This is a genomic window from Neobacillus solisequens, from assembly GCF_051233465.1.
Classification (GTDB): domain Bacteria; phylum Bacillota; class Bacilli; order Bacillales; family Cytobacillaceae; genus Neobacillus.
Genome location: NZ_JBKFGJ010000006.1, coordinates 277,446 through 296,234, shown reverse-complemented (window position 1 = coordinate 296,234; position 18,789 = coordinate 277,446). Strand labels below are relative to the sequence as shown.

Genomic DNA, 18,789 nt, shown 5'->3' with positions numbered 1-18,789 from the left:
ATTTAACAAACTACAAAACTATAATTTTCCAAACATTAGGAGGAACTTACCATGACTGTAAAACACTTTATTGACACAAATGATTATTCCAAAGCAGAATTAATGCAAATTGCAAATTTATCGATTGCACTTAAAAAATGCATTAAGGCTGGATACTATCCACAGCTGTTGAAAAATAAAACGTTAGGAATGGTGTTCCAACAATCATCCACAAGAACACGCGTATCGTTTGAAACCGCAATGGAACAGCTTGGTGGCCATGCCCAATATCTTGCTCCAGGACAAATCCAGCTTGGCGGCCACGAAACAATTGAAGATACAAGCCGTGTCCTCTCAAGATTAGTAGATATTGTGATGGCTCGTGTGGAAAGACATAAATCTGTAGAAGATTTGGCTAATAATGCCTCAATCCCTGTTATCAATGCAATGTCCGACTACAACCATCCAACACAGGAAATGGGCGATATTATTACCATGATTGAACACCTTCCAGCTGGTAAGAAATTAGAGGATTGCAAGGTGGTATTTGTTGGGGATGCTACTCAAGTTTGTGCATCACTTGGTTTTATTACAACTAAAATGGGAATGAGATTTGCTCAATTTGGTCCAAAAGGCTTCCAGTTACGTGACAATCACATTAAAATTATGGAAGAAAATTGCAAGGTATCTGGTGGCAGCTTCTTAATTACTGAGGATGCTGATGAAGCACTAAGAGATGCAGACTTTGTTTATACAGATGTATGGTACGGTCTATATGAAGCCGAATTATCTGAAGAAGAAAGAATGGCGGCTTTCTATCCAAAATATCAAGTGACAATGGATATGATGAAGAAGGCAAATCCAGGAGCTAAGTTTATGCACTGCCTCCCTGCAACACGCAATGAGGAAGTAACTGATGAAGTCATTGATTCCTCAATTTCTATCGTTTTTGATGAAGCGGAAAATCGACTTACCGCGATGCGCGGCCTTCTCGTCTACTTCTTAGGCCTTAACAAAGAAGATGCTGAAAAAGTGACAGAAGCCAAATTTGAATTAGAAAAAGCATTAGATGCTGCCTTTGAAACTGAAAAAGAATTAGTTCTTGCATAAAACAAGTTAAAATACTTTCATGGCTGTCCCATTTCACATTAGTAGAAATGGGGCAGTTTTTATTTTTAAAAGCCCCTTCCTGCAGCTAGGTAGGGGGATGCGACAAACATCTTATTATAAATTGGGTCATAAAAATCGAAGAAAAGTCCAATTAATATTTTAAATAGAGCCAAATAATAATAAAGAACGGCGTGATTAGCTTATACTTGCTTACACGCCATTTTTTATCTGCTAGATTTTTTCAGATGCTTATGATAGTTTTTAAAAATCAGTGGTCATAGTATAATTTCTTATATAAACTCTATAGTGTAATCATTTTTTCAAATTGAAAATGCAGAAGGTTACTAGGAGTCATTTTAAAGAAAGAAGGTACAAGAAACATGTCAGAAGATTATCGCTCTCGTATTGAGCGAAAACGAATACAAGAACAGCAAAAGGCATCGAAACAACCAGGGGGCAAGAAGCGCGGGAAAATCTCATGGAAAAAGGTTTCCTTTATTTGTCTTTCTCTAGTGTTAGTGATGATCCTAGTGGGTGTTGGTGCTTTTTTATGGATCATCAAAGATGCGCCGAAATTTGACGAAACATTATTAAAGGATCCATTATCATCTGAAGTATATGCATCTGATGGGAAAACATTAATCGCTGAGGTTGGTGCAGAAAAGCGGGATGATATTAATATTAATCAGATACCTGATGTTCTTAAAAATGCGGTATTGGCAACAGAAGATGCCCGTTTTTACAAGCATCACGGAATTGACGTAAAACGGACGCTTGTTGCTATTTTTACGAATGTCACCTCCGGTACTTCTCAAGGAGGAAGTACGATTACACAGCAAATTGTTAAAAATGCATTTTTAACTTCTGAAAAGAGTGTTACACGAAAAGTGCAAGAATGGTATTTAGCCGTTCAGTTAGAGAGGAAATTCACTAAAGATCAGATTCTTGAAATGTATTTTAACAAAAACTTATATGGCAGTGATGTGTATGGGGTGGCAAAAGCTGCAGAGCGGTTCTTCGGTTTGAAGCCAGATGAGTTAAATAAATTAACACTCGAACAAGCAGCTCTCTTGGCGGGGATTCCGCAGAGTCCAAATAACTATATTCCCACGGTTGAGAGTAATCTTGCGAATGCAGAAAAACGAAGAAATATGGTTCTGCAATATATGAATAGACACGGATATATTTCTAAAGGACAAATGGAAAAGGCACAAAGTACACCGATTAAAGATACGTTAAATATTCAGCAAAAACAAACCAATAAATACCAGGCATTTGTTGATACGGTAATTGAGGAAGTTCAAGACAAAACAGGTTCGAATATTTTTGAAGATGGGTTAAAAATCTATACAACCATTGATCCCCAAATCCAGCAACTAACCGAGGATGTCCTATCTTCTAATGAATATATTAATTTTCCTGAGAATGATAAATTGCAGTCATCTATCGTTATTTTGGACACGCAAACGGGGGCGATCAAAGCAATTGGTGGTGGAAGAAACTATCAATCTGGGGGCTATAACTATGCAACAAAGATTAAACGCCATCCGGGTTCAACGATTAAACCGATTCTTGATTACGGTCCTGCAATTGAAAAGTATAAATGGTCAACAGGGCACTTGATAAAAGACGAACCGTATAAATATTCTAATGGGACCCCAATTCGTAATGCCAACCGTTCCTATGCCGGAAATAAATCCGTAAGAGATCACTTAGCGTGGTCACGGAATATTCCAGCACTAAAAACGTATCAAGAAGTAGGTGCAGACTATGCTACAGCCTTTGCCAATAGTTTGGGATTTCCTATTAATGATACACAAAAAGCAAATGAGTCAAATGCCATTGGTGCTATTGATGCCGCATCGCCGCTGATTATGGCAGGTGCGTATGCTGCGTTTGGTAATGGCGGTTACTATATTGAACCATATACGGTTTCAAAAATTGTTTATGTCGATGGAACAGAAAAGAATCTGGCCTCAACTAAAAAGAAAGTAATGGAGGATTATACGGCATTCCTAATAACCGATTTGTTGCGGACCGTTGTGGATTCTGGTACCGGGACAATGGCCAATATTTCAGGTCTTGATATAGCGGGAAAAACAGGAACTACCAGTTTTGACGAATCGGCCATCGCCAAATATGGTTTGCCGAATAATGCAACGAGAGATGCCTGGTTTGTCGGATATACGCCGCAGTACACAGGTGCAGTTTGGACAGGTTACCCTGAGACAAAAACGGCAGATGATTATTTGGGAAGCAGTAGTGCAAACTTTTCTAAGTTAGTATTTAAAGCCATCTTGTCACGGATCGATGCCAGTACGGAAAGATTTAAACAACCTAGCAGTGTTGGAAGATCTGGGAATGAATACTACGTAAAAGGTGGAGAAAAACCGAAACTGCCAAAGCCGGATAAACCGACCGATTTGAAGGCGACCTATGATAAAGATTCAGACAGCATTCAATTAACATGGAATTATTCATCTGAAAATAGTTCTCAAACAACCTTTGATGTTTCCTATACAGTGGATGGTAAAGCGACAAGTCTACCTTCCACAAGCGACAGGCAAGCGGTGCTGAAAAGTCCTGAGAAAGGAAAGACCTATGTATTCAATGTCGTTGCTGTTACGGAGGGCACCAAGAGTGAGGCAGCGGCTGCCTCTTTAACGGTAGAAGGAAAGGTTGAAGTGCCAAAAAGTCCAAGTGGATTGCAAGCTAAGTATGACAAAAATTCAAATCTGATTACTATTAATTGGAAAGGCAATATTGCCAATGAACAAGATGTCAGCTATATCGTTACTTATGTTGTAAATGGCAATACTCAAACTTTAACGACAACATCAGGGACTAGTGCAACCATAAGCAACCCACAACCAGGTCAAAAGTATGTCATTACGGTGGTAGCATCCAATCAAGCAGGAGCTAGTGAACCAATGTCAACAACTGTTACAGTAGACCCTTCAGAAAATAGTGAAAACAACAACACTGAGGGGAATACTGAAGAGGCACATTAATTATGTGCATTAGATAGAGCCATAACTTTGGACATGGAAAAGTGAAAAAGCAGTAACATGTACAAATCTAAGAATTGACACAGAAAAAAATCTCTTCTGTTCTGATCAGAAGAGATTTTTTCTGCTTATCTATTGACTTGAGCCATTGTGAAAAGTCGATTGAAACACGGTTCTGTTGGTCTGTTCCACGTGAAACAATAAGGACGGAGAAAAATGAAGAGATTTCTCCATTGTACAAGGGCCGTCAATGGAGGAAACTTTATGCTCCATTCGGTATTTATTCAAAGAATAGTTTGGTTTGAAGAGTGTCAATGGCACGTTCTATTTCCTCTAAATCAGCTTTTGAAGCATGTTGTATTCTCTCTTGAAAGCGTGATTGAATTGTTGCAAAAGCTTCCTTCATCAGAGTTTCTCCCTCTTTCGAGAGGCGAACATATTGTTTTCTTCGATCCTCGTCATCATTCACTTTTTCAATTAATTTTTTTTCCGTTAACTTTTTTAGTTCGCGACTCGTGTTTGGCATAGACATATTTTGACAATCATTGATTTCACTTGGTGTCACGGGTTGGCTAACGAAAATATATTCAAGAATATTGTATTGAATTGGTGTGATGGAATCCTGTCTTGCATCTTTTGTTAATTCATGGGTTACACGATGAACAGAAGTTGTAAATGCTATAAGTTTATGAAAAAGGGCATTTTGGTTCATTTTCCTCACCTCTTATAGACAAGATAACAAAGTGATTATCAAAAAACAATTATCATTTGATAATTAAAAGGAAAAGTGTTATGATTTAGTTATCAAATGATAATTAAGGGGTGGGTTATGAAGTTATTAATCATCTACACATATCCTAATCATACAAGTTTGAATTACTCATTTTTACAAAATGTAATAAAGGGAAGCAAACAGAATCCTCATATTAAAGAGATTCAGATTTTGGATTTATATGAAGAGGGATTCAACCCACTACTCGTGTTTAATGAGAAAAAACGAAGGCGCAATATGCATACAGATCCTTCGATTGAAAGGTATCAGAAACAACTTATGTGGGCGGATAAAATTGTCTTTATTTATCCTATTTGGTGGGGAAGACCTCCTGCGATGCTTTTGGGGTATATCGATCAACTTTTTGCTTCTAATTTTGCTTACAGGGATAAAAAGGGACTTTTCCCGGAAGGCCTCCTGAGGGGAAAGTCTGTTGTATGTGTGTCTACCATGAAGGGTCCAACCCATTATCCATTTCTTTGGCTGAATAATGCACATAAAGTTCTAATGAAACGAGCTCTATTTAATTTTGTCGGAATCAAAAAGGTGAGGTTCTTTGAATTTGGAAATATGGAAAGTCCAAAGGGAAAGCAAGAGAAAAAGTTAGAAAAAATTTATCATTATTTTAAAAAGATAGAACGTTGATATAAAACAGGTATAAAATAAAAGCAGGCTGTCCAGTGACCATTAATTCTACCATGTGACAGCCTGTCGTTATTAGTGGTTAAGGACCCTCTATTTTACCCATTTCAACCTTTGATGCAGTAAACCATCTGAACCTTTATTCTCTCCCGTAACAAAGTTCGTCATATGATAGGTGAGATATTGCCCAAATTTGCTTTCGGTATTATACAAAAGCTCGTCTACATAATAGATGCCTAATGGAAAATCATCTAGGATTAAGCTGGAAAATCCGGCATAAATCCCGCAAGCAACCTGGAAGTAAGTTGCATTCGTTTTAAATTTGGGATAAATTTCACTACTTTTCATTACATTATATATAAACTTTTCCTCATCCTCATACACCAACAGAACACCAACTAGGTCCTCACCCTCAACTTCTCCTACCTCTGGATCAATTAATTGCTGATTCCAATTCCATAAATCATCCACATGATCTAAATGATTACGGATTAATTCTGTAGTATGTTCATTGACCCGATATATAAAGCCAACTTGCATATCATGTAATGTACCTAATGTAACAACCTCTTCATGTGGCATCAGACAACCATAAAATTCTCTTTCTCCCAATTTCACCTTAAATTCCATTTCATACACATTCTCATACCAATAATGAAGCAAGTGATGGTGACTAAACATTGGATAGCTCAATATGGCTTCATCTAAAAAGCATTCCGCTGACCAAGAAGTATAAATGGTATTAGGGTCAATGCATGTTTTGTCAGTAAAAAATGAATTATCATGCTCAACGATGTAGCAGGCTAAAGGTTTTTTATCTTTATTTTCCTTCATTAATTTGAAAGCCATCCATTGCACGACACCGGGGTTCATTCCTGAGCACACAATGGCTTTTGTATTTGTAAAGTCTTTTTTGCGTGCCTCATATCGATTATATCGCTCTGTAAGTGGGAAGCCATAAAGACTTTCATCCTCATCAACCTCCGTATTCTCTAGGGCTGAGTTAATGTAGAATACGCCTAAATCATTGCAACAACTAAGCATTTCAAGAGTGTCGGCCCAGGAAACATCAATGACTATTTTTGTTTTTGTATTTTCCAAATGTTTACGGAAACGGTTTAAATCCCTGAGATCTAGATGATGCAGCTTCATTTTGCCCATAAGATTTGGAAAGAGTTGATTGTAATAATCTTGACTCTTTGGCTTGAGATCAATAAGGTGAAGCTGTGCGTGGCTAAGGATGGGGTATAAGGGGTCATTTTTATCAGAAGCAGAATGATTTAGAATCGCTAGTACTGCTTTGGCAACACCTCCACTGCATCCCAAAATAGAAATAGCTAGTGGACTTGTCCCTTTTTTCAATTTGAACACTCCTTTCTTTTTGAGTATTTTTCTATCACTTCTTAGAAGATCGTATTCTTCCAAAAAGGTATTTCGTAATAATATATGATGATGCCAATCCTTTTGTATGTTTGAATGTCCTATTAGCGGATAGCTACTAAATGGATGACGTTTCCAGTATACTTAGATATAATTCAAATATAAAAAGGACTTACAGGGCGGTGCGTTTAGGGTGAAACACATTACAGTTGAAAACTTGGTTCGGAGGTTTTCATTGAAGGTGGTAGCTGGTGAAAATCAGCTGCAGAAACAGATTACACAATCTCGGGTACATCGTCCGGGACTGGAGTTTGTCGGACATTTTGACTTCTTTCCCATGGAACGGGTTCAAATCCTAGGAAAAAAAGAGATTACCTATTTACATAAGTTAAGTAAGGAAGAACGGAAAATAAGAATCGGAAACATCGTCCACTATCATCCGCCATGTTTTATTGTGACAGCTGGTGAGGAAGGACTTACCTATTTGACACACCATTGTATAGAACAGGGGATCCCCTTATTATTAACGAACAAACCGGAGGTCACTTCAGAGTTTATTACTAAGTTGGATGCGTATTTGGTAAAGGAATTAGCTCCAGAAATGACGGTGCACGGTGTTTGTATGAATGTTTCAGGCATTGGGATTTTACTTCGAGGAAATTCAGGGGTAGGGAAAAGTGAGACGGCACATACGTTAATTCGCCGGGGTCATCGTCTGGTGGCAGATGATATTATCGTACTAAAGAAGCTTAGTCCGCAAACGATTTTAGGTACTCATGATGAGAAAACAAAAGAGTTTTTGGCTCTCCGCAGCATTGGGTTGTTGAATGTCGTTCGCCTATATGGACGCAAGGCATTTCAAGATGAAACAAGGATTACTCTGGATATTCATTTGACGAAATGGGAAAAAGATGCCTTGTATAATGATTTAGATCAGGAAATACATTATACCGATTATATGGGTGTGAAGATTCCTTCCTTTGAAATCCAACTCCAGCCTGGACGGGATGTTGCTGGGTTAATAGAAGCAGCGGCAAATAACTGGTATTTGAAGCAGCAAGGATACAGCGCAGCAGAAGAGTTTATGAGCAGGATTGAGGCGGAGATGACAAATTTCGATAAAGAATAAAAGCATGAGGTCCAACTGTTCACAGTTGGACCTCATGTATTTAAGCTACTCCCTGTTGAAAACAAGGATCATTAAAGTAAATCACTTCAGATAAAATGTTACAGCCCTTCATACCTTTTAAAGCCTCTCGTGCCTCTTCTTCTGTTTCAAATTCAAACATGGAAATATTTGAGTCTACATAACGAGTAATAACCCACATAGAAATTCCCTCCAACTTTTTTGTTCTTGCTGTCCTTGTGACAGTTCGTCTATAAATATGGCTTTTTAAAAAATACTGTGCTAAATCTTAGGTGATTTTGCCTTAGTAAGTCCAAATCATGGGTTTGAAGATAACAATTTGTCATTGCTACTGACTAATGATAATGCAATAATGAAAATAAATAAAATGCTAAAAATTTATAATGACATATAAAAAATTTTTATATGGTAAATATAGGGAGTAAAAAAGTGGATTACCGAGATTGGGAAATATTAAAGGTTCTCTATAGTCAGAAGAATATTACGAAAGCAGCACGGCTTTTGTTTATCACTCAACCTGCATTAACGAACCGATTAAAGCACATGCAGGAAGAATTAGGGGTCAAAATTGTAACCCGTGAAAGCAGAGGGATTCATTTTACCCCAGAGGGAGAATATCTTGTTCATTGTGCCGACGATATTCTTAATCAATATAACAAAATAAAAGCGCATGTCCGGAATATGAGCAATATTGCAGGGAACGACGTGGTCGGAACATTGAAATTAGGGGTTTCAAATTTTTTTGTTAATCGTGAACTTCCCTATATTTTAAAACTATTTAAGGATCGGTTTCCCCATGTAGAATTTAAGGTCATTACAGGGTGGAGTAATGATATCACTCAACTTATACACAATAAAGATGTCCATATTGCTTTTGTTCGAGGTGATTATAGCTGCCGTGGACTGAAGAAACATTTACTATTAGAGGAGACCATTTCAATTATGTCCAAGGAAACGATTGACATGGTTGATTTGCCAAATTTACCTAGAATTGATTATAGCGGCGATTACTTACTAAAAACATTGATTGATAATTGGTGGGCAGAAAACTATACTCAGCCTCCTTTGATTAGTATAGAAGTGGACCAAGTAGAAACCTGTAAGGAAATGGTCATGAATGGACTAGGTTATGGCATCTTATCTAGTCGAATGCTCAAGGATATAAAGGAATTAAATAAAATAGATTTAAAAGACCAAAAGGGAAATCCTATTTTGCGCAGAACCTGGATGTATTATCATAAAGAATCCATGGAATGGAATGTCGCAAAAGCATTTATCCATTTTATTGAAGCCTTAAAATTACAGTATGGAACAAAGTAAAAAGGTGAAAAGCCAGTCAAAAAGATGAGCCAACAAGCAATCTTGGCTGGCTTTTTGCGTTCTGTGGCAGTGGAAAGTCTTTTCACTTTTTTACTAGCTTTAAATGGTTTATAATTATCAGAAAAGGGAGATATATGAATTAAGTGTAATTGTGTTACACTAAAGAGAATATATGTTATACTATTGTTAAATGATATTTGATCCAAAGAAGGTATGTACTAGACGTTTCCTGGCATATGGTGATGCTTGACAGGAGCGCCCACATCCTTCTGCAAATCTTAGGGGATAGGGACGGTAAAAATGAGTAACAGACAAACCAAAACAGACGTTATCTTAATTGGTGCCGGTATCATGAGTGCAACTTTGGGGTCATTACTGAAAGCGTTAGCACCGGAATGGGAAATCAAGGTATTTGAAAAGCTTGAGAGTGCGGGGGAAGAAAGCTCTAATGAATGGAATAATGCGGGAACGGGACATGCTGCTCTATGCGAGCTTAACTACACTTCCGAGAAACCTGACGGATCCATTGATATTAGCAAGGCTGTTAAAATTAATGAACAGTTTCAACTTTCAAGACAATTTTGGTCTTATCTAGTAAAAAGTAATCTGATTCAAAATCCGCATGACTTTATCATGTCAATACCGCATATGAGTTTGGTATTAGGGGAAGACAATGTTACGTTTCTAAAAAAGCGATTTGAAGCGCTGTCAAGTCATCCATTGTTTCAAGGGATGGAATATTCCGATGATCATGATAAATTGACCGAATGGATTCCATTGATCATGGAAGGACGTGTCATGAATGAACCCATTGCGGCAACCAAAATTGACTCTGGCACGGATGTCAACTTCGGCGCGTTAACGCGCATATTGTTTGACCATTTAAAGAGTCATAATGTGGAAATTCATTACAAACATAGTGTTGAAGATATTAAGCGTACAGAAGATGGTATGTGGGAATTGAAAATATGGAATAGAGAGACTGGTAGTATCGAGCGCCATACAGCAAAATTTGTCTTTATTGGCGGTGGAGGCGGAAGTCTGCATTTACTGCAAAAAACGGGTATTCCTGAGTCAAAACATATCGGGGGATTCCCTGTTAGCGGTCTATTTATGGTGTGTAATAATCCGGAAGTGATTGAACAACATCATGCCAAGGTTTATGGTAAGGCAAAGGTGGGTGCTCCACCAATGTCGGTTCCACATCTTGATACTAGATTTATAGATAACAAGAAATCCTTACTTTTTGGACCGTTTGCTGGCTTTTCACCTAAATTCTTAAAGACGGGGTCCAATTTAGATTTAATTACATCTGTAAAACCGAACAATGTCCTCACAATGTTAGCAGCAGGTGCAAAGAATATACCATTAACTAAATATTTGATCCAACAGCTTATGTTATCGAAAGAACAACGGATAGAAGAGCTACGGGAATTTATCCCTAATGCCAAGAGTGAGGACTGGGATATTGTAGTGGCAGGCCAACGTGTCCAAGTCATTAAAGATACAGAAACTGAAGGCGTTGGAACACTTCAATTTGGTACGGAAGTTATTAATGCTGCAGATGGTTCAATTGCGGCATTGCTCGGTGCTTCACCAGGTGCATCTACTGCGGTTCATGTTATGCTTGAGGTATTAGAAAAATGCTTCCCGCAGCACATGGATGAGTGGGTACCGAAAATAAAGGAAATGATTCCATCCTATGGCATTTCACTTGTAGAGCACCCCGAGCTATTACAGGAAATTCAATCTTCAACAGCGAAGGTGCTTGGCCTAGTCGAAACAGAAGAATTAGTCTATCATTAAATTCTATTACAGATAAAAAGCCATTGATTCCACAGGGTCAATGGCTTTTTTGCGTTGGTTTACTTCAAAAAGGGGACTTAAAATCCGATTTTAGACCATTGAAATAAAGAGCCAGGATCTGATTTCCTCCCTGGGGCGTATTCGCTATGCCCAATGATGTGCTTTCGGTCTTTTTTTATAGAAGGATTGCGTTTGGTGATATCATCCACTAATAGTGTAAGAGAGCGATATTGGGCACTGGTATAGCCAATATTGGATAGTGGAACGGAGTTATAAATAGCAGGAGAGATCATGGAACTCATTTCTTTTTTTGTCCCTATTGCCATTAATTCGATACCAATGGAATATTGGTTAAGTTGGTTTGTATATGTTGGGAAATAGGCCAAACTTCCTTTGCCTGCATGGTAGGCTGCCTGGGTTTCTGGAACTAATCTATAAATCTCGCCTTTTCTCCCAATTATATAATGAGCGGAAACACCGTATTGTACATAGAGTTTGCGTATATCTTGTAATTGATAAGGATTTTTAGGATTATTAGCCACATTGCTGCTAAAATGAATTACGATATGTGTAATCGGTTTTGTTCTCGGTTCAGAATTTGCCTTTGGAAGAAAGGCATTTGTGACTGTTATTTTTGATGGTGCTTGTACAGCTTGGACTTCTTTTGGTTCGTGAAAACTAGATAGGATCAGAAAAAATATGGCTGTGAGGATTATAATTTTTGTCTTCAAGTCTATACCTTCTTTAGCGTAAAATATGCCTATTACTCTTACATAATATAACAAAAAATGAGATAAAAAGAATTTTAATTCATAGATTACATGAAAAAACCGGCGCAACAAGTGCACCGGTACTACGTTATTCCTCTTTATAAAATCGTTCGCCAGTTTCCGGATTAAAATAAACGACTAATTTTTTCTGAGTGGTTGGATCTATCGATATCTCATTTGTTCGTTCGAAGCCTTTGGGTACTTGTTGCCCATGCTTTCCTTTGAAGCGGCGGTCCCAGATGAGCCAGGAACCGATAATTAAAAGAAGCAGAATAAAAAGCTGGATACCATAGAAGCCTAAAATCCATTTCATCGTTTAGACCTTTTCAACAATCACAGCTGTTCCATAAGCAACAATTTCACTCATATTCTGACCGATTTCACCTGAGTCAAAGCGCATCATAGTGATTGCGTTCGCTCCCATGGACGCAGCGTTTTTCACCATACGGTCGATAGCTTGTTTTCTGGCATCCTCTAGCATTTCTGTATATTGATTAATTTCTCCGCCTACCAGTCCTTTTAAAGAAGCCATGATATCTTTACCAATTCCTCTGGCCCGTACCGTTAAGCCGAATACCGGACCTACCACTTCTGTAATTTTATGATTAGCAATATTCTCAGTTGTTACGATTATCATATGGATCCGCTCCTTAACAAAATAAGTCCTACAAGTTTATTTTACGTCCCGTTGGATATAAATACCATTACTTTTTTTAACCTAGTACCTATTTGGTAACGGAGGTATCCAATTTACGATAGATAAGGGCAAGCAGCATTGAAGGAATGGAGCACACTGTCATTCCGATAAAGGCATATCTTGGTTCAATTTCATATAGGTATCCGCCGAAATAAGTTAAGACCGCCGTGCTCCAGCTGAGTGCCAATGCAGAATACAAGCCTTGGACTTTTGGTATCTCTGTATGTGGGATATTTTTGATTAAATATTTCATAAAGGCATAATGCCCCATTGCAAATGAACAGGCATGCAATGTTTGTGCGATACTAAAAACAATTACGTTTGGGAAAGCAAAAACTAATATCCAGCGAATGGTCGATCCTAAAGCCGCAAGGGCTAACAAAGTTCCTGATGAAAAGCGCTGAAAGAAGCGGTCGGCAATTAGAAAGAAAATAATTTCTGCAATGACGGCAATGTTAAGAATAACTCCAATTAGGAATTTCGGTGCGTGGATATTTTGTAAAAAAAGATAACCATAGTTGTAATAAGAGGCATGTGCTGCCTGCAATAAAATGACAATGATTAGTACTAAACTAAAATGTTTGAAGCGAAACAGTTTTAATAGGCTGCTGCGCTGGGTTTTCTCAGTCCGTGGTTTATTAGATAAAATGTCCGGTGCAGACATAAAGTTAAGAAGGACTAAAAGGAACGTACCAAGTAACATAGCCCAATAAATAGCTGTATCCCCGATTGATCCAGTAAAAAAGGTTAACATCATGCCGGCCACGACAAAACCAATAGATCCCCAGGATCGGCTTTTTCCATAATCCTTTAATTGTTTATGCTGCACGAGTATTCCGGCAGCACTGTCTAAAGCAGGCATCAATGTAGGGTAAATGAAATGGATCAGTAATGTGACTAAGAGTAAGTTTGTAAAAGAATGAGAGGGGTAATAGCACATAATGGCGAATAACGTGCCAATGGTCATTCCCCTTAATAAGGTTTTACTGCTAAGTTTCCCTGAAAAATAAGGATAGGCAACTAATGTTGATAGCCCTCTAACAACCAAGCCTAAACTCATAATCAAACTTGCTTGAGAGATGGAAACCCCTTTTGCATCAATCAACCACCCTGTCCAGTAGGGTAGGAAGATGCCCCAAGTCAGGTAAAAACTAAAAAATTGTCTGCCCATCCATTGTTGAGTGTTCATTCTGTATCCCTCCAATGGTTGTATAGTATCATGGAGTTACAGAATAAAATATGAGATTTCTCATATTTTGAGGTGAAGTATGGAAATTTATAGGAGTAGAAAAAAACAACAATATTTGAAAAAACACCCCATTGCCCATTTATGCTCTTTCCCTATAGAAGAATTCATTGAAATTCATGAATATAAACGAGATGAATGGATTATTCGGGAGGGAATGCGCCCCAATTATTTATTTTATGTAATGGAAGGAAAGGCAAAAATTTATATCACGCATCAAAATGGGAAGGTTTCCTTGATTAACTTTATTAACGAAAATGATTATATAGGGGAAATGGAGTTATTAAATGAGGTTTACTATACAAAAGGAATTCAAACCACTACTAGGACAATTTGCTACGCCATTCCATTTCAGCGATATCGGGAAAAATTGCTGAATGATGTGCTATTTTTACGGGAACTAACCAAGTTCTTAAGTTTAAAGGCATCAACAATGGCTGAAAAGTATTCACAAAGTCTCGCTTTTCCACTTGAAAACAGGCTGGCCGATTTTATTTTGCAAACAGCTGATGAAGAGGTTTATAGGGAGAAGCATGTGATGGTTTGTGATTTTTTAGGTGTTTCCTATCGTCATTTATTATTTGTATTGGCGGATTTTTGTAACAAAGGGTATTTACAAAAGGAAGGCCGCTATTATCGGATTTTGCAGCCTTCGGCATTAATGGAGCTCGCTGAAATGTTAAAGAACTCATAGAAAAAAGGAAGCAGACAGAATGTAGCATTGCTGGCATTCTGTCTGCTTCCTTTTAATTATTTCAAAAGTTTGTTTACCCACGGATGAAAGCAATTTTACTCATATATAGATAAGTGCTATAATGTTCAAAAAAAAACATATATAAAGAAAATACACCTAATAATTATATCCAAAATTTGAAAAAAATTCAAGTAATAGTTTCTTGTTTCCTAAAAAATAATTCCTTTGGGGTGAACGATATGTCGTTTAATGAGGTCATGGCATTAATTATGCCATCCATTATTGCATGTTTATTTTATTCAAAAGTCACGAATCGAGCATTGCCTTTGTTTGAAATAATAGGTAAGATCGTTTTCTTTATGGTGACAACCAATTGTATTTGCTATGCCACCCTCATCTTTTTAAGAAAAACGATAATTTTTGAGTATACACCCACTTTTACATTGAAATACTGTTTAACAGCTACTTTTATTGCATTATTAATGGCTATTTTATACATTTTTATTGAATTAAACTTAAAAATAAGATTTAAGGTCGAGTCCACTGATGAATAAACGTAGGTTTCTGTCAAATTCACTTACCTTTCTATTGTTAATCCTTAGTACCATTATTTTCTCAGCATCTCTCTACATTAGTATAAAATTCGCCGATCAAAGCGTAGAGGAAATGATTTTTTACCTTGTGGGCGGTATGAAAGGTGCTTCAAGTGATGTTTTCATTTCCGGAATTAAATTTAGTTTGATTCCCTTTCTATTAATATTTTCACTCTTGGCCTTGCCATTAATGAATACAAAAAGAAGAAGGCAGATCATCGAAGTAGCCGTAAAAGGAAAGAAAATCAACCTGCAAGTCTTCCCTAATAAATTTATTAGAAAATATAAGGTCATTTATGCGTCAATTATTTTCCTATTTTCATTAGCCTCATGTTATCTGTTATTAGGAATAGATGAATATGTTAAGGGGATAAAAGATTCATCCTATTTTATCGGTAATCATTATGTTAGCGGTACAAATGTCTCTATTACCTTTCCAGAGAAAAAAAGGAACTTAATTATTTTATACATGGAATCCATGGAAAGCTCATTAATTGATAAAGTGAATGGCGGAGGATGGCAATACAACGTTATCCCAGAATTGGAGAATATTGCAAAGCAAAATGTGAATTTTTCAAACACAAGTAAAATAGGCGGGGCTCTCCCTATTTATGGTACCACCTGGACAGTAGGGGGCTTAGTTTCCACAACATCTGGATTGCCCTTGAAAATTCCTGTAAACGGAAACGAATATACATCATCTAAAAACTTTTTAGCAGGGGCCTATACTTTAGGTGATGTGTTAAAAAAAGAGGGGTACAATCTGGAATTCATGGCTGGGTCAGATGCTGAATTTGGCGGGCGGAAAAATTATTATTTGAAGCATGGTAATTATGACATCTTTGATTTGAATGCTGCTATTAAAAAGGGAAAAATGACGGAGAGTGAAAGGGTAGCATGGGGATTTGATGATACTCATTTATTTGAATATGCCAAAGATGAAATTACTTCTTTGGCAAACTCCGACAAACCGTTTAGTTTTTCCTTCCTTACAGTTAATACCCATTTTCCAGATGGCTACTTGGAAAGCGGAGCGGAAAAGAAATTTGATACGCAGTATGAAAATGTGTATGCCTTCTCATCAAAACAAGTGGACGAATTTGTTCGGTGGCTGCAACAACAGGATTTTTACCAAAACACGACTCTTGTTCTAATGGGCGATCACCTGAGCATGCAGCCTGGTGATTATTTTAAAACACATACTTATGAAGGATATCAAAGAACCATTTATAATGCATTCGTAAACCCTGTCAATAGACCAGTCAATGAAAAGAATCGAATATTTTCCTCCTTGGATATGTATCCAACCATTCTTGGCAGTATTGGCGTTACAATTGATGGAGAGCGTTTGGGTCTGGGAACGAATCTGTTTTCCAATCGAAAAACGCTGGAAGAGGAATATGGCTTTGAGCATGTAAATGAAGAGATTACTAAAAATTCTGACTTTTATAATCGACAAATTTTACAAGGCGATTATTTGGAACTATTGGACAAAGCAAAGAAAGAAAAAGCAGAATCCAATCAATAGAAAAATCCCGACTGATTTCCAGTCGGGATTTTTCATGCTTATTGATTAGTTTGTTGAAAGTGAACCATGAATTCACTGAAGGCTTTGCATGTTTCATGTGGAACAGCATTATAGGTAGATGCACGGCAGCCACCGACAGAGCGGTGTCCATTAACGCCAATGAAGCCTTCTGATTTCGCCTCAGCTAGGAACTTCTTCTCTAACTCTTCATCTTTTACACGGAACGTAATATTCATCAATGAACGACTGTTTTGTTCAGCATGACCAATATAAAAGCCATTGCTTTGGTCGATGACATCATATATTAGTTTTGCCTTCTCTTCATTCCGTTTTTCTATTTCATGGATTCCGCCAATCCCTTTCACCCAGTTCAACACTTCACCAAGCATATAAATGCCAAAGGTTGGAGGAGTGTTATACAAAGAGTTATTCTTGGCATGCGTGCTGTACTTTAACATAGTTGGAATATTGGTATTAGCCTTCTCAAGCAAATCTTTACGGGCAATGACAACAGTAACACCTGATGGACCAAGGTTCTTTTGGGCACCGGCATAGATGAAGGCAAATTTGCTGACATCGAATGGTCTGGAGAGAATATCACTGGACATATCCCCAAACAGAGGTACCTCTCCTGTATCAGGGAAATCTCTCCACTGAGTTCCGAAAATCGTGTTATTGGATGTAAGGTGAACATAGGCATCATCTGCATTAAATTGTAGTTCATCAAATTGTGGAATTCGTCGGTATTGACTTTCTTTTGTGCTGGCAGCTTGGTATGGATTTCCGAACAATTTGGCCTCAGCAAAAGCCTTTTCAGACCAAGATCCAGTCATGATATAGGCAGCTTTCTGTTCAGGGTTTAAAAAGTTCATAGGAATCATCGAAAACTGAAGACTTGCTCCACCTTGTAGAAACAGAACTTCATAGCCTTCCGGAATAGACAGCAATTCCTTTAAAAGAGCAATAGCCTGATTGTGAACCTCTTCATAGGCGGCACTGCGGTGGCTAAGTTCCATGACGGACATTCCGGTTCCACGAAAATCAATAAGTTCCTCTTGGGCTTTTTTCAGCACATCAAGTGGAAGGGCAGAAGGGCCTGCGTTAAAGTTATAAGCTCGCTTTAATTGATCGATCATAATCGCACCTCGTTAGAATATTCTTTAATTTGATAATACTAGTTTTTTCTGAAAATTGGAATACATATAGAGGTCCTTTAATTTAATAGAGCGTTTTCATTTCTTTTTTTATCTTTTTTATTAATTCAAATGGAGCAATTAGTTTGACGCAAGTAATAATTTCATATATTATGAATTCAAGATATTTAATTTAAGATTATTAAAAAGGAGACTTTATTGATTATGAATGTATTAGTAGTGAAAGCAAATAACCGCCCTGCATCAGAGGCAGTATCCAGTAAAATGTATGAAACTTTCATGGAGAACCTAGAAGGTGCCAACGTCACGACCTATGACGTTTTTGCAGAAGATATGCCTTACTTTGGCCAGGATTTATTTAATGCTTTTGGAAAAATGCAGAATGGCGAAGAATTGTCAGATGTAGAACAACGCATTTTAGCTGCTAAGCAAAAGGCAATGGATGCATTGTCAGCAGCAGATGTTGTTGTCTTTGCCTTCCCGCTTTGGAACTTAACAATCCCAGCAAAATTACAAACATTTATTGATTATGTATTCGCAGCTGGTTTCACATTTAAATATGGTGAAAATGGCCAGTTAGTAAGTTTAATGACGGATAAGAAAGCTATCGTTCTTAGTGCCCGCGGTGGCGTGTACTCTACACCTGAGGCTGCTCCAATGGAAATGGCAGCTACGTATATAAAAAATGTCGTTGGCGGCATTTTTGGCATGGAGATCATCAATGAAGTCATTATCGAAGGACATAATGCGTTGCCTGCCCAAGCAGAGCAAATCATCGCTGATGGTCTTGCAAAAGTAGCGGAAGCGGCTAAAAACCTAACTGTAGAGTTAGTTTAATATAACTTGAATTCTGGCTGCAAAACTCCAGGTATAAAGTTGACCTTATTGCCAGGCGACATCAGACATAAAGAGTATGTTAAATAAATTATAATGTATATAAAAG

18 protein-coding genes are annotated in these 18,789 nt (G+C 37.6%); 10 read left to right on the top strand and 8 right to left on the bottom strand.

Features of this window, described 5'->3' with window-relative positions; all coding sequences use genetic code 11:
- Positions 1 to 51: 51 nt before the first annotated feature.
- Together ptcA and ACI3K6_RS08970 are read left to right on the top strand one after the other, a co-directional pair.
- Positions 52 to 1,089 carry a putrescine carbamoyltransferase gene (gene ptcA, locus ACI3K6_RS08975; protein ID WP_435554534.1) on the top strand — a complete coding sequence of 346 codons (1,038 nt, stop codon included), beginning with the start codon at positions 52 to 54 and terminating at the stop codon, positions 1,087 to 1,089.
- Between the two features lie 380 nt (positions 1,090 to 1,469).
- Positions 1,470 to 4,100 (top strand): PBP1A family penicillin-binding protein, encoded by a 2,631-nt coding sequence (locus tag ACI3K6_RS08970; protein ID WP_435554533.1) that lies wholly within the window; start codon positions 1,470 to 1,472, stop codon positions 4,098 to 4,100.
- A gap of 277 nt (positions 4,101 to 4,377) precedes the next feature.
- On the opposite strand, the gene ACI3K6_RS08965 is transcribed toward ACI3K6_RS08970, so the two are convergent.
- Positions 4,378 to 4,809 (bottom strand): MarR family winged helix-turn-helix transcriptional regulator, encoded by a 432-nt coding sequence (locus ACI3K6_RS08965; RefSeq protein ID WP_335477406.1) that lies wholly within the window; start codon positions 4,807 to 4,809, stop codon positions 4,378 to 4,380.
- A gap of 117 nt (positions 4,810 to 4,926) precedes the next feature.
- Here ACI3K6_RS08965 and ACI3K6_RS08960 point away from each other — a divergent pair, with 117 nt between their 5' ends.
- Positions 4,927 to 5,514 carry an NAD(P)H-dependent oxidoreductase gene (locus ACI3K6_RS08960; protein ID WP_435554532.1) on the top strand — a complete coding sequence of 196 codons (588 nt, stop codon included), beginning with the start codon at positions 4,927 to 4,929 and terminating at the stop codon, positions 5,512 to 5,514.
- Positions 5,515 to 5,604: 90 nt separating this feature from the next.
- Here the strand turns inward: ACI3K6_RS08960 and ACI3K6_RS08955 are convergent, their stop codons facing one another.
- Positions 5,605 to 6,873 carry an S-adenosylmethionine decarboxylase related protein gene (locus ACI3K6_RS08955; RefSeq protein WP_435554531.1) on the bottom strand — a complete coding sequence of 423 codons (1,269 nt, stop codon included), beginning with the start codon at positions 6,871 to 6,873 and terminating at the stop codon, positions 5,605 to 5,607.
- 211 nt (positions 6,874 to 7,084) lie between these two features.
- Between ACI3K6_RS08955 and hprK the strand changes: the two genes are divergently transcribed.
- The gene (gene hprK, locus ACI3K6_RS08950; protein WP_435554530.1) at positions 7,085 to 8,020 is read left to right on the top strand and encodes an HPr(Ser) kinase/phosphatase; all 936 of its coding nucleotides are present in this window, start codon (positions 7,085 to 7,087) and stop codon (positions 8,018 to 8,020) included.
- A gap of 40 nt (positions 8,021 to 8,060) precedes the next feature.
- On the opposite strand, the gene ACI3K6_RS08945 is transcribed toward hprK, so the two are convergent.
- Entirely contained in the window at positions 8,061 to 8,219 is a 159-nt protein-coding gene (locus ACI3K6_RS08945) for a hypothetical protein (RefSeq protein ID WP_335477410.1), read from the bottom strand.
- Positions 8,220 to 8,467: 248 nt separating this feature from the next.
- Here ACI3K6_RS08945 and ACI3K6_RS08940 point away from each other — a divergent pair, with 248 nt between their 5' ends.
- Positions 8,468 to 9,358 (top strand): LysR family transcriptional regulator, encoded by an 891-nt coding sequence (locus ACI3K6_RS08940; protein ID WP_435554529.1) that lies wholly within the window; start codon positions 8,468 to 8,470, stop codon positions 9,356 to 9,358.
- Positions 9,359 to 9,658: 300 nt separating this feature from the next.
- Positions 9,659 to 11,164 (top strand): malate:quinone oxidoreductase, encoded by a 1,506-nt coding sequence (locus tag ACI3K6_RS08935; protein WP_435554528.1) that lies wholly within the window; start codon positions 9,659 to 9,661, stop codon positions 11,162 to 11,164.
- A 77-nt stretch (positions 11,165 to 11,241) separates the two neighbouring features.
- On the opposite strand, the gene ACI3K6_RS08930 is transcribed toward ACI3K6_RS08935, so the two are convergent.
- The 4 genes from ACI3K6_RS08930 to ACI3K6_RS08915 all read right to left on the bottom strand — a co-directional run bounded on the left by ACI3K6_RS08930 (position 11,242) and on the right by ACI3K6_RS08915 (position 13,820).
- Positions 11,242 to 11,895, bottom strand: coding sequence for an N-acetylmuramoyl-L-alanine amidase (locus tag ACI3K6_RS08930; protein WP_435554527.1), 654 nt, complete (start codon positions 11,893 to 11,895; stop codon positions 11,242 to 11,244).
- Positions 11,896 to 12,022: 127 nt separating this feature from the next.
- A complete protein-coding gene (locus ACI3K6_RS08925) occupies positions 12,023 to 12,247 on the bottom strand; it encodes a hypothetical protein (protein WP_335477414.1) in 225 nt (74 codons plus the stop codon).
- A gap of 3 nt (positions 12,248 to 12,250) precedes the next feature.
- Positions 12,251 to 12,571: a YbjQ family protein gene (locus tag ACI3K6_RS08920; RefSeq protein WP_335477415.1), complete on the bottom strand. Its 321-nt coding sequence runs from the start codon at positions 12,569 to 12,571 to the stop codon at positions 12,251 to 12,253.
- A gap of 88 nt (positions 12,572 to 12,659) precedes the next feature.
- Positions 12,660 to 13,820, bottom strand: coding sequence for an MFS transporter (locus ACI3K6_RS08915; RefSeq protein ID WP_435554526.1), 1,161 nt, complete (start codon positions 13,818 to 13,820; stop codon positions 12,660 to 12,662).
- A 79-nt stretch (positions 13,821 to 13,899) separates the two neighbouring features.
- Between ACI3K6_RS08915 and yeiL the strand changes: the two genes are divergently transcribed.
- From yeiL to ACI3K6_RS08900, 3 genes are all read left to right on the top strand, one after another.
- Positions 13,900 to 14,571, top strand: a complete 672-nt coding sequence (gene yeiL, locus ACI3K6_RS08910; RefSeq protein WP_335477417.1) for a transcriptional regulator YeiL — start codon at positions 13,900 to 13,902, stop codon at positions 14,569 to 14,571.
- Positions 14,572 to 14,810: 239 nt separating this feature from the next.
- Positions 14,811 to 15,125: a hypothetical protein gene (locus tag ACI3K6_RS08905; protein ID WP_435554525.1), complete on the top strand. Its 315-nt coding sequence runs from the start codon at positions 14,811 to 14,813 to the stop codon at positions 15,123 to 15,125.
- Positions 15,118 to 16,692 (top strand): LTA synthase family protein, encoded by a 1,575-nt coding sequence (locus ACI3K6_RS08900; RefSeq protein ID WP_435554524.1) that lies wholly within the window; start codon positions 15,118 to 15,120, stop codon positions 16,690 to 16,692. Before ACI3K6_RS08905 ends, ACI3K6_RS08900 begins: the two co-directional genes overlap by 8 nt.
- A 38-nt stretch (positions 16,693 to 16,730) precedes the next feature.
- On the opposite strand, the gene serC is transcribed toward ACI3K6_RS08900, so the two are convergent.
- Positions 16,731 to 17,828 carry a 3-phosphoserine/phosphohydroxythreonine transaminase gene (serC, locus tag ACI3K6_RS08895; protein ID WP_435554523.1) on the bottom strand — a complete coding sequence of 366 codons (1,098 nt, stop codon included), beginning with the start codon at positions 17,826 to 17,828 and terminating at the stop codon, positions 16,731 to 16,733.
- Positions 17,829 to 18,050: 222 nt separating this feature from the next.
- On the opposite strand from serC, the gene ACI3K6_RS08890 reads away from it, so the two are divergent.
- On the top strand, positions 18,051 to 18,683 hold the full coding sequence (locus tag ACI3K6_RS08890; protein WP_435554522.1) for an FMN-dependent NADH-azoreductase: 633 nt from the start codon (positions 18,051 to 18,053) through the stop codon (positions 18,681 to 18,683).
- The last annotated feature ends 106 nt before the right edge of the window (positions 18,684 to 18,789 follow it).